Origin of the sequence: Caldithrix abyssi DSM 13497 (assembly GCF_001886815.1) — a bacterium.
Classification (GTDB): Bacteria; Calditrichota; Calditrichia; order Calditrichales; family Calditrichaceae; genus Caldithrix; species Caldithrix abyssi.
Map to the genome: position 1 here is coordinate 879,701 of NZ_CP018099.1, position 12,004 is coordinate 891,704.

11 protein-coding genes are annotated in these 12,004 nt (G+C 46.2%); 6 read left to right on the forward strand and 5 right to left on the reverse strand.

Features of this window, described 5'->3' with window-relative positions; all coding sequences use genetic code 11:
* Positions 1-43 precede the first annotated feature (43 nt).
* The 5 genes from Cabys_RS03495 to amrB form a co-directional block, all read right to left on the reverse strand.
* Entirely contained in the window at positions 44-661 is a 618-nt protein-coding gene (locus Cabys_RS03495; RefSeq protein ID WP_335647894.1) for a GNAT family N-acetyltransferase, read from the reverse strand.
* Positions 662-1,211: 550 nt separating this feature from the next.
* Positions 1,212-1,649, reverse strand: a complete 438-nt coding sequence (locus tag Cabys_RS03500; RefSeq protein ID WP_006928772.1) for a TPM domain-containing protein — start codon at positions 1,647-1,649, stop codon at positions 1,212-1,214.
* A 248-nt stretch (positions 1,650-1,897) separates the two neighbouring features.
* Positions 1,898-2,668 carry a TPM domain-containing protein gene (locus Cabys_RS03505; RefSeq protein WP_006928773.1) on the reverse strand — a complete coding sequence of 257 codons (771 nt, stop codon included), beginning with the start codon at positions 2,666-2,668 and terminating at the stop codon, positions 1,898-1,900.
* Positions 2,669-2,680: 12 nt separating this feature from the next.
* Positions 2,681-3,292 (reverse strand): LemA family protein, encoded by a 612-nt coding sequence (locus Cabys_RS03510; RefSeq protein ID WP_006928774.1) that lies wholly within the window; start codon positions 3,290-3,292, stop codon positions 2,681-2,683.
* Between the two features lie 237 nt (positions 3,293-3,529).
* Positions 3,530-4,363, reverse strand: a complete 834-nt coding sequence (amrB, locus tag Cabys_RS03515) for an AmmeMemoRadiSam system protein B (RefSeq protein ID WP_052304163.1) — start codon at positions 4,361-4,363, stop codon at positions 3,530-3,532.
* Between the two features lie 553 nt (positions 4,364-4,916).
* On the opposite strand from amrB, the gene Cabys_RS03520 reads away from it, so the two are divergent.
* The 6 genes from Cabys_RS03520 (at position 4,917) to Cabys_RS03545 (ending at position 11,995) form a co-directional block, all read left to right on the forward strand.
* Positions 4,917-5,669: a phosphoglycerol geranylgeranyltransferase gene (locus tag Cabys_RS03520; protein WP_006928776.1), complete on the forward strand. Its 753-nt coding sequence runs from the start codon at positions 4,917-4,919 to the stop codon at positions 5,667-5,669.
* The gene (locus Cabys_RS03525; protein ID WP_006928777.1) at positions 5,670-6,257 is read left to right on the forward strand and encodes a D-sedoheptulose-7-phosphate isomerase; all 588 of its coding nucleotides are present in this window, start codon (positions 5,670-5,672) and stop codon (positions 6,255-6,257) included.
* Positions 6,258-6,508: 251 nt separating this feature from the next.
* A complete protein-coding gene (locus Cabys_RS03530) occupies positions 6,509-7,459 on the forward strand; it encodes an SDR family oxidoreductase (RefSeq protein WP_006928778.1) in 951 nt (316 codons plus the stop codon).
* A 357-nt stretch (positions 7,460-7,816) separates the two neighbouring features.
* A complete protein-coding gene (locus tag Cabys_RS03535) occupies positions 7,817-8,500 on the forward strand; it encodes a JAB domain-containing protein (protein WP_006928779.1) in 684 nt (227 codons plus the stop codon).
* A 3-nt stretch (positions 8,501-8,503) separates the two neighbouring features.
* Positions 8,504-11,332: an ATP-dependent DNA helicase gene (locus Cabys_RS03540; RefSeq protein WP_006928780.1), complete on the forward strand. Its 2,829-nt coding sequence runs from the start codon at positions 8,504-8,506 to the stop codon at positions 11,330-11,332.
* A gap of 69 nt (positions 11,333-11,401) precedes the next feature.
* Positions 11,402-11,995 (forward strand): type IV toxin-antitoxin system AbiEi family antitoxin domain-containing protein, encoded by a 594-nt coding sequence (locus Cabys_RS03545; RefSeq protein ID WP_006928781.1) that lies wholly within the window; start codon positions 11,402-11,404, stop codon positions 11,993-11,995.
* The last annotated feature ends 9 nt before the right edge of the window (positions 11,996-12,004 follow it).

Sequence of the window (12,004 nt, forward strand, 5' to 3'; positions counted from 1 at the left end):
TTCGGCCCTCCCTGGCGGGATTAGATCTTCCAGAGGAAGTGTTCTAAGTGAGCCAATATTCGAAACGACCTTCCGCCGTCTGTTTAAAACCGATCTTTTTTAAATATTTGCGATGACTGGCCACGGTTGACTGAGCGACCATCTTTTTAACGCCTTCTTCTTTAAATTTGCGCGACAGGGCCTGAACCATAAATCGCCCGTTTTTGTAATCGCGATAATCCGGAATGGCGTAATCCAGTTTAATGAAAATGGTTTCCGCATCCTGCCGCTCCAGGACTACCAGCCCCACCGGCACCATATTGCGCAAAATCAGGTAGCGTTCGGCGCCTTCAAAATCCTTTGGATTGCATTCCGGAAAAAACTTTTTGATCTCCGACCAGTGGAACTCAAGAAAACGATCAAAATAAATGGACAGTTGTTTGGACAGCGGCTGCAGGCGAAAGGAATCCTGTTCTCGATTCATTCTTATTAAGTAATAAAGGTCCACCAGGGCAATAAAGCCGTTCAGCAACACCACCGGGTAAGCTTTTACCAGAAATCCGTACAAAGCAAATGTGGTGGCTCCAATCAGATTTACGCGTCGCAAATGATAGATGTTTTTCATCATTAACGAAACGGCAATTAAAACAGAGCCCGCATATCCGATGTACTCGTAAACCACCAATGTTGATTCCTCTATTTTTAATTGAATATCAAATACTGCTGTTTTTTGTTTAAAACATACTGAACAGCGATTTTCAGCCTATTGCTTTCCGGCTTAGATTTAAACCATTCTATTTTTAATGTTATTCCCAGTGTAGTAAAGCCACAACCCAGAATATTTTTGCAAAGATTTAAGCAACCACAGAGAAGTCACAAAGGGCGCAAAGAATATTTTCAATTAAAATAGCTTCAATTGCCCTCACTTCCTGTATCCTTATTCCCAGACAAAAGATTAGGAATGACCGTACTTGTAAGGGCGAAGGATTTCCACCCCCCCTTTATCCAGAGCGCTTTTTTTATATGACTAAGGATTAATGCTTACCAGCGCTGAATTTTTCTTGGAAATCCTTCGCCCCTACATAAACGGTGGCAGGAATTCTCCACATTGCAGAAACAGGTTTGAAATGACAGGCTAACTATTCAACCATTCAACTATTCAACCATTCAACCATTCATCCATTCATCCAATCAACTCTTACCCTGTTACCGCCTCCGGCGTGGAGCCCCTACTAATCGCCGAACGAAATATCATCAGAAAGTTCGTTCACATCGTCGCTCTGATAGGGGAAATACTCTTTCAGTTTATCGCCGATCATGGAGATGCCCTTTTCCAGCCCCTCGGCAAAGCGATTTTGTTTAAAGAGTTCCGCCATGGCTTCTTTAACGTCTTCCCAGAAATTTTCCGGCACCTTTTCGTTAATGCCCTTATCGCCCCAGATGGCAAATTTGCGATCGTCAGCGGCCAGATAAACAATAACCCCATTGCGCAGGGCTGTCTGGTGCATTTTTAATTTCTGGAAGATGGCTTTCGCTCTTTCCAGTGGATCGTCCTTGCATCTGGATTCGATGTGCAGGCGAATTTCGCCGCTGGTTTCTTTTTCCGCCTCCTGAATGGCTCGAATTATTTGCTGCTGTTCTTCTTTAGATAAAAATTTTGCTGGGTCCATATTAACCTCGAAGTTTGTTCAATTGTAAATACCATAAGTAGCGGGAAATTGTACGTGAATCGTCCCGCCTGAACTGCCGGTCGTGCGCAAATCGTTACGTTTTATTTTCGCAGCAGAGCGATGAAACGGTGGGTCTCCACCTTAACGCTTTACGCAATAGAACTCAAAATCAGTCATTCGAAAGGGATATTGGTTTACCCCGACAGTAATTAATTACCCGGCGTTTCAGGGGACGCTTTCTGCCGCCGTTACCAGCTGCCGCTGGCGCCGCCTCCGCCGGAAAGGCCTCCAAATCCGCCACCAAATCCGCCTCCTCCGGAAAATCCGCCAAAGCCGCCACTGCTGCCGCCTCCGCCAAAACCGCCCCAGAAAATGGGGCCAAACCAGCTTCCGGAACGTCTTGAGCCAAGGGTCACGCCACGTCTGCGGAACAGCATGCGGCTGATAAAGGCAAACACAATAAAGGCAATAATCAGATCGCTAAAACTTCCGCCCTCTTTGTCTTTTTTAGAAGATTTGGCGGTAATGGGGATTTGATACTTGCCTTCAACCGCGGGAATCAAGACATTTAAACCGGACGCCAGGCCGCTGAAATAATCGCCTTTTTTAAAATAAGGGATCATCATGTTGTCCAGAACCTGCCGCGCCTGGGCGTCGGTGACCACATCTTCCAGGCCGTAGCCCACTTCGATGCGCGCCTTGCGATCTTCGATGAAAATGGTGATTAACAGGCCGTTGTCCTTGTCCGGCAGGCCCGGCCGCCATTTTTCAAACAGACGATTGGTAAAATCTTCCAGATAGCTGTTTTCTGGTAGTTTTTTGAAGATGGCGATGAATATCTGGTTCGAGGTTCTCTTTTCCAGATCGCTCAGCGCCGCATTGAGCTGCGCTTTTTGCTGTTCGCTGAGAACGCCGGCGTAGTCGTTCACCCAGGAGGTCGGACGTTCCGGCAGTTGCTGCGCATTTAAAAACAGCGCAAATAAAAAACTGATTAGCCAAAATTTAATCGTTGTTTTCATGAAATCGATCCATTAAAATTTAACTTCTGGAACTTTATCGGCGCCGACCTGCGCTTTAAAGTAAACCTTGGGCTGAAAACCGAACATACTGGCAATGATGTTGGCCGGGAACTTGCGAATGGCCGTGTTGTAGGCCTGCACCGCTTCGTTAAAACGGCGGCGCTCCACGGCAATGCGGTTTTCAGTGCCTTCCAGCTGCGCCTGCAGGTCGGCAAAACGCTGGTCGGCTTTCAGGTTCGGGTAGCGTTCAACCACCACCATCAAACGTTGCAAAGCGGATGACAGGGCGTCCTGCGCCTGCTGGAAGCGCGCAAAGGCCTGCGGATTGTTCAGAACCTCCGGCCCGATATTGATTTGACCGCCCACTTTAGAGCGTGCTTCCACAACCGCTTGCAGAGTCTCGCGTTCGTGGCTGGCGTAGCCCTTAACCACTTCCACCAGATTGGGGATTAAATCGGCTCGACGCTGGTAAACGTTTTCCACCTGCGCCCAGGCCTGATTGACATTTTCCTCAAGGGCGATAAAGCTATTGTAATAGTTTTTAACCGTAACAAACATGGAAAGCGCAAAGATGACCACCACCACCAGGGCCACGATCAACCCAATCAAGCATCCTCGTTTCATGGTTCCTCCTGAAGATTTGATTTTTCAAAATTACACAACTTGTTGAATCGTTGAACGGATAGGTCAAAAACGCTACCCATCCGCCTGCCTAACATTTGCCGCTCATGAGGCCTGTTTGAAGCGAAACTTGTGATTACGGCGCACATAAGCCTTTAGCGTAAAACAATAACCCTTTTGCTTTTCAAAGGTTCCGGATAAAAGAAAAATTCCATTCAACCATTCAACTGACCAACCTCGTTATTCATAAACAATCGCGGCCAGGTAGCCCACCACGGGCGCGCGCTCACCGGTAACATCGCCGGAATTTCGATAGAGCACCACTTTGGCTTTATCCGCGCCTGATTTTCTGCAGGCCTTCATCATGGCGATCACCGGGCCGCCGCCGCACATTTCGCACAGGCCGCTCTGTAAATCTTCGTACAAATTATCTTCTTTAAAATTATTAATGTGCGAAATAACCACCGAGTCGAGACGCACGGCTTCTTCATAGCTATGGTAATGGGAAAGATCGGAGCTGGCTACAATCAGGGTTTTTTTGTTATCAAGAACCGCGGCCAGAGCGTTGGCCAGCGCCTGAATGTTTTTCATGCTCTGATCGCCCATCACGATGGGTACCAGTTTGAATTCTTCAAAAATGTGTTGTAAAAACGGCAATTGAACCTCCAGCGCGTGCTCCTCGCCTTCGTGGCCGATGGACGATAGAGTCAGCCGTTGATCGAAATCAGCCAGCTGGCGGCAGAGGTTTTTATCGACAGGAATTAAGCCCATCGGCGTTTCGTAAAAGTCGCCGTCATAAATGGAAACCGTTTCAAAATACACATGGTGACTGGGAGCAATGACCACAACGACTTCATATTCAAAGTCCATTACCTGACGATAGGCGCGCGCAGCCACCCCGCCCGAGTACATGTAACCTGCATGGGGAGCCACCACGCCGTAAATATGGCGCACATTTTTTTCCTGATTGGAGTTTTCAAGAAAAACAGCCACCTCGCGCTCCAGGGTGGAGCGGTTTCCTGAATAAAACATTCCAGCAACAGCTGGTTTGCGGATTATGGAATTTTGCATCATATCCTCACCTGCTTATTAAAAACGAAACGTCTTTTTCCCTGCACCGCGCAATTTAATTATAAATCATTTGATTAACAATAAAAATCGGGTTGAAGTTTCGGAGAAATCAACCAATTGACTAAAAAGTGTACCTTTTCCCGGGGCAGTGATACGCTAATTACATTTGACTCATTTTGAAGCCGGCAAAAAACATTTCCGCAGTGATTTAAGCAACCACAGAGCGCACAGCGCACAGCGCGCAGGGACGTCACAAAAGGGCGCAAAGAATGTTTTAAATTAAAAAAAGTTTCAGTTTCCCTCACCCCCTGCACCCCCTTTCCCAGAATAAAAGTCCGGGAGAGACTTGCCAGGAAGAAATTTCTCCGACGGTGTACATGAATTCTGCACATGTCAATTTCTATTCAACCATTTAACCATTCAACCAATAAACCATTCTACCACCCCGCCTTGGTGCATAATCGGCTTGATTTTAAAAGGCCTATTTAGTATTTTCGAGCTGAAATTTAATTTGGATAAGATAATTGAAATCAAATCTTTCCTTAATAGGAACGTTATGACGGTTTACCAGCACTTATTGGAAGTAAAAGAGCGAAAAGGCGGCGGCTATCTTGTTTTAATCGATCCCGATAAAACGCCCGCCCATTCACTCCCCGCAATTATGGAAAACGCCATTGCCTCGGGCGTGGACGCTTTTTTGGTGGGCGGCAGTTTGCTGCTCACGCCACAATTTGATCAATACGTAGAGCAGTTTAAAAAATACGCGCAGGAATTGCCGGTCATCATCTTTCCGGGCGGGGTGCATCAGGTTTCGCGCCACGCGGACGCCATTCTCTTTTTGTCACTGCTAAGCGGACGCAATCCAGACCATTTGATTGGCACCCAGGTGCTGGCGGCGCCCATCATTCACAGCCTGAAGCTGGAAGCCATTTCCACCGCCTACCTGTTGATTGAGTCGGGCGAAGTTACCTCGGCCGAGTTCATGAGCGGCACAAGGCCCCTGCCGCGTAAAAAGCCGGAGATCGCCGTTGCCCACGCCCTGGCTGCGGAGTATTTCGGTTTTAAATTCATCTATCTGGAAGGGGGAAGCGGGGCGCAGCAGGCCGTGCCGGCAGAGATCATCGCCGCCGTAGATGCCCATGTGAACGTGCCGTTGATTGTTGGAGGGGGTATTCGTACGCCGGAAGACGCCGCTAAAAAAGTAGAAGCCGGCGCTTCTTTTATCGTTACCGGCAATGTTCTGGAAACACCCGATAATCGCTCGCTGGTGCAAGAGTTCTCGCAAGCCATCCACCAAAAAGGTTCGTAAATGAAATTTCTGGACAGTATTAAAAACCATTTCGAAGAAAGCATTCAGGTAAAACGCCTGACCTTCAATCATTGTGCGCCGACCATCGAACAGGCTGTTGACATCATGGTCAAAAGTTTTAAAGACGGCAAAAAATTGTTGCTGTGCGGCAACGGCGGTAGCGCGGCCGACGCACAGCACATCGCGGCGGAGTTCGTCATTCGTCTCAGCCATGAACTGGATCGCCCCGCTCTGCCGGCCATTGCGCTGACCACCGACACCTCCGTGTTGACAGCCGGCAGCAACGATCTGGGCTACGAGCTGGTTTTTGCCCGCCAGGTGGAGGCCCTGGGTCAAAGCGGCGATGTTTTTCTGGGAATTACCACCAGCGGCAATTCACCGAACATCCTCCGGGCGGCGGAGATGGCCCGCAAAAAAGGCATGGCCACCATCGGTTTTTTGGGCAACGATGGCGGACGCGGAAAATCGTTGTTTGATGCGCCGATCGTCGTACCTTCCGTTAATGTGCAGCACATTCAGGAGGCCCACATCACCATCGGACACATCATCGTGGAGCTGGTGGAAAAGACGCTTTTTGCAGCAAAATAAAACGAGCGGCCGGGGATTCCGAAAAATCATCATACAATCAGAGGCAAATGGTAAGGCCGTTCAAAGCCTCTGCCTCAGGTGTTGAATTTTCAAAGGTTTTCTTTTGAGAAATTTCAGTTTCCTCAATTTTTTCCGATTACCAGTTAAAACGTACGCCGCGTTTTTCTTTAGAAATTAAGATTTGAAATATTGGCTGGCGAAGGCTTTCAATAAAACAGCACAGTACTTAAAAGCTAATGGAGGGAAGTTTAATGAGCGAAGTTTATTTAATCACCGGTGGGGCGGGCTTTATTGGCTCCAACCTGGCGGAGGCGCTGGTGAATCAGGGCGCCACGGTCAAAATACTGGACAATTTTACCACTGGTCGAAAAGAGAATATTGCCCATCTGACGGATAAAGTGGAAGTCATTAACGGCGACGTTCGTTACCTGAACACATTGTTAGAGGTTACGAAGGGCGTTGATTACATTTTGCACCAGGCGGCGTTGCCTTCGGTGCCGCGTTCCATTCAAACGCCGCTGGAGAGCAACGACGTTAATCTGAACGGCACGCTTAACGTGCTTTATGCGGCCAAAGAAAATGGCGTTAAACGCGTGGTGTACGCCGCCTCGTCTTCGGCTTACGGCGATACGCCCACCCTGCCCAAGGTGGAAACCATGAAGCCCAATCCGCTTTCGCCTTACGCCGTAAACAAGCTGGCCGCCGAACAATACTGCTCGGTATTTTACAAGGTGTACGGGCTGGAGACCGTGGCCCTGCGCTATTTCAATATTTTTGGTCCGCGGCAGGATCCAAACTCCTACTACTCGGCAGTCATCCCCAAATTCATCAAAGCCTTTTTTAAAGGAGAATCGCCGGTTATTTACGGGGACGGTTCCCAGAGCCGCGACTTTACCTACATTGAGAACGTGATCGACGCCAATCTCAAAGCCTGCAAAGCGCCGGATGCGCCGGGCCATGTGTTCAATATTGCCTGCGGCGAGCGCATTACGTTGAACGAACTGGCCGAGGAGTTACGGAAGATCATCGGCAGCGACGTTCAGCCCGTGCACGGCGATCCGCGCCCCGGCGACATTAAGCATTCGCTGGCCGATATTTCCGCCGCGCAAAAGCTGCTGGGATACCAGGTAAAGGTGCGCGTACACGAGGGGCTGAAGAGAACAGTGGAATGGTTTGACCGCCACCGGGACGCGCTGGAGTAAGAGAAAAGGCGGTTTATTCCGTCGGGGCATTTCCATGGTTGCCACGCTGTTAACAGGTTAACGGCGTGCCCTGGCGGAAAATATTTCAATCCTTCTCTAACTTGCGGTGTAAAAGCAGCCAAAACGAGCATGCTGGGATGGTGTTGATTTAGAAGGGAGTAAATATTGTTTTGATGAATGATGGATTTTATTTGAAAGCATGTGAAGTTGGCAGGACGAAAGAATATTAACATGCAGGGTGTAGAAATAGAGCGCATAAATTGTTAACAAAAAATATTTCGCTATTTTTGATTTTGTTATATATTTTTTTTAGAATTAAACAAGGAAAAAATAAGACATTAAAAAAATTAATAATTAATGGAAAAGTATAAACCACATTATCTTAATCATCGAACCAGGCTCCGTAAACGTTTTCTGGAAAACGGATTATCAGCCTTACAGGATTATGAAATCATCGAATTGTTTCTAACATTTGTCATCCCTCAAAAAGATGTAAAACCCCAGGCAAAGGAAATAATCGATAAATTTGGCTCCATAAAGGGATTCTTCGATGCAGATGAAGATCGGTTAAAAGAAGTCAAATTTTTTAAAGATAAAGCGATTGCTCTGAGAAGGTTCATCAAAGAAATATCATTATTGTATCAAAAACAATTAGTAGAAGAAAAACCGCTCACTCAATCAAGAGAAGAATTGATCAAATTTTGCATAAATAAATTAGGCTTCAAAAAAGAAGAAGAATTCTGGATGATTTCTTTAGATAGTAAATATTCAATAATCGAGGAGAATCTCATTTCTAGAGGTTTGACGGACAAGGCGCCCGTTTATCCCAGAAAAATTATCGAGCAGGCATTACAACAAAAGGCTCATGCAGTTCTTTTGCTTCATAATCATCCAAATGGGAATCCCAGAGCATCAGAACATGATATTACGATTACCAGGGCCATTATCATTCCGGCGAAAGTATTGAATTTAAAAGTTTACGATCATATAATCGTTGCAGGGGACAACTATTTCAGTTTCAAGGAAGAAGGGCTGTTGTAAGCAATGGAAAAACTTAAACAGCAGTTTATAGAAACTTTCGAATTACAGGATGATTTAGAGAAACAGAAAGCCATTTTTGAAACGGACGGTCCTACCCTGATCATTGCCGGGCCGGGCACCGGTAAAACTTATACCTTAGTTTTGCGGACCCTCTTTATTCTTTTATCCAAAAGAGCGCGGCCTTCTGAAATCATTTTAACTTCCTTTACTGAAAAATCAGCTTTAGAATTGCGCGACCGGTTAGGACTTTTTGCCCGCCGTTTAGGTGTGAAGTTGGATTTGCACGAGCTGGTCCTGGGCACAATCCACAGCATCTGTGATCACTACATCAATCAATTCATCCGAAACACACCGCTATCCAGAAATTACACCGTGCTGGACGATCTGACCAATTCATTGTTTATTTACGAACACTGGGATGAAATTGGCGAACCGTTCCGGGTAGGCCGGCGATATTTCGGCCGCTGGATAAGTAAATGGGATAGTATCACCAGAATCAAAACGTATTTTGATAAGATTACCGAAGAAATGGTGGAGCCGGATGAACTTGTGCAAAGCAGCGATGATTTTTTGCAAATGCTGGGGGAATCCTACCAGAAATACAGAGCGTTACTTTTCGAGAACAACAAAGTCGATTTTGCCTTCCAGCAGCGCATTTTTTATGATGTGTTAAAAAAACGAAAAATTGGTAAGCAAATACGGGAATCGGTGAAATACCTTCTCATCGACGAATATCAGGATACCAATTACATTCAGGAGCAAATTGCGCTGACGCTGGTAAAGCCCCACCAGAATATCTGTGTTGTGGGAGATGAAGACCAGGCCCTGTATCGCTTCCGCGGTGCTACGGTGCGGAACATCCTGGAATTTCCCCACCATTTCAAAAATGTAAAGATAGTAAAATTGCTGGATAATTACCGTTCGCACCAAATGATTATTGATCGGTATAATGCCTTTATTGAATCTGTGGATTGGAGTAATCCCGATGGTGGGCCTGATTTTCGTTTTGATAAAAAAGTACGTCCGGCAAAATCGACGGCTTCACCGGATTATCCGGCGGTGTTTACCATCTGGGGAGAAAATACACGGGAAGAAGCCCGGCGTTTTGCCGACCTGGTGCAATTCTTGAAAAAACAGAAAATTATTCAAGATTATAGCGATGTGGCGCTCCTATTGCACAGCGTCAAACTGGATTATAGCGAGCCTTTCATCCAAGCTCTTCAGGAAAAGAACATTCCTGCCTTCTGCCCCCGGGCCCGGGCCTATTTTGAAAACGAAGAGGTGAAGATGGCGCTGGCCTGTTATCTGATCATTACTGGCTATTTAGAAGAGGATATTAAACAATCCCGGCATGCGGATTATTTTAACGAGGCATTAAAATTGTTGGGACCGTTTGTTGATACTCCTTTAGCAGCCTATTTACAACGAATGGCTACCGAAATCCAGCAGCTTTCTGGCAATGAAACGATCGATGAAAATGTGATGGACTTTCTCTATCAATTATTCGCCTATGAGCCATTTTATTCCTATCTCAAAGATGAAAATAAAGCCCGTAATCTATCTATATTTTCATCTCTGCTGAATGCTTTTCAAACCTATTACCATTTGCCCATTATAACGGCTAAAAATAAACAGGCGTTAAAATACCGGCTTTTCAATAGTTTTTTTAATTTGTTGCTGGAAACGGGATTGAACGAATATGAGGACCAGAATGATCCGATACCGAAAGGTTATGTGCAGATTATGACCATTCACCAGAGTAAGGGGCTTGAGTTTCCGGTGGTTGTGGTGAGTTCGCTGGATAAACGCTACTCGGTGCAGAAACAGGTGGATCGGTTGCTGCGACCGTTTTACAGACGTGAACCTTTTGAGCCAGAGGACAGGATTCACGATTTCGATTGGGCTCGACTCTTCTATGTGGCCTTTAGCCGTCCACAGAAGTTACTGGTATTGAGTACTGGAACAGAACCAAAAGATTTCTTCCGCTCCATCTGGGAGGGACTGGAGCAATGGCCCTATGTACAGAAAGAAACCCTGAAAGCCCAGCAGTTTAAATCCCGTCAGCCCTTTGTCCCCAAAAAGACCTTTTCGCTAACTTCCCATATCAATGTATATGAAACCTGTCCGCGGCAGTATCAATTTTACAAAGACCTGGAATTTACCCCCAGCCGTACCGGTCAGTTGCTGTTCGGGACGCTGGTGCACCAGACCATTGAAGATATTCACCGGGCGGTGCTGGATGGGGAACAGGTTAACGAACCCCAAATTGCTGATGATTTCGAACGCAACTACCGGGGATTGATTGCCAGTGGCTATCGCCCCCTAGGCAAGACCCAGAAGGAACAGGCACTTAAACAGGTGGTGACCTATTTTCAGAACAACAAGGACCTGTTAGCACGCGTGGTGGAAACCGAAGTGGATGTGAGTTACGAAAAAGAAGATTATATCATCAGCGGAAAGGTGGATTTATTGCTGGGGAAAGATGATCGGCTGGAACTACTGGATTTTAAATCGCAACAGAAACCGCAAAAGGATGATCCCATTATTGAGAAATATACTTATCAACTGCATGTGTATGCCCATATTTTAAAGGAGCGTTACGGCAAAGAACCGGAACGCTTATATATTTACTGGACGGCGGAAGACCACCGCAAAGATGCGTTGCAGGAAATCCCCTACGATCCGCGTCTGGAAGAAGCCGCCGGACACCATTTTGACCATATCGCACACCGTATTATTCAGAAGGATTACACCTTGAAAAATCCACCGGATAAAACAAAGGTGTGCAAAGAATGTGATTTTCGGTATTATTGTAAAATAAGGGAAGTGTGAAAAAACAATGGACTCGTTCGAATTTTCTGCATATATTCATAAGTGCAGAAAAATAGAACGGAGAAATAGATGCAAAATGTAATCGATATTTTCAAACAGCATTACGGATATGCTTATTTAAAGGATCTGAAAGCACAGGGGATCCATACGGATACGATTCGAAAACTGTTAACCGGGGGGAAAATAGAAAAAATAAAACCGGGGTTGTACAGGTTGGCAGATTTCACCATGATGTCCCATCAGGGATTTGTGGACGCCTGCATGGCTATTCCAAAGGCGGTGATCTGCCTTCATTCTGCACTCTCCTATTATGAATTAACCACCACGGTACCTGCGGTGGTCATGGTTGCTGTGCCCCGGGAAGCCAAAGCGCCCAGGCTCCAGTATCCGCCGGTGAAGGTGTTTTACTTCTCACATTCCAATTATGAAGAAGGGATTGAACGGGTTCATACGGAAACCGGAGATTTCAGGATTTATAATATAGAAAAAACGATTGTCGATTGTTTCCGCTATCGAAAACGGTTGGGAGAAGATGTGGCAGTGGAAGGGTTAAAAAATTATCTTCGCAGCAAAGATGCCAATATCAATAAACTATTTTCCTATGCCCGGAAAGGACGTATGCATGGAGTTATTAAGCCCTATGTGGAGGCGCTGATTATATGAAAAATTCAT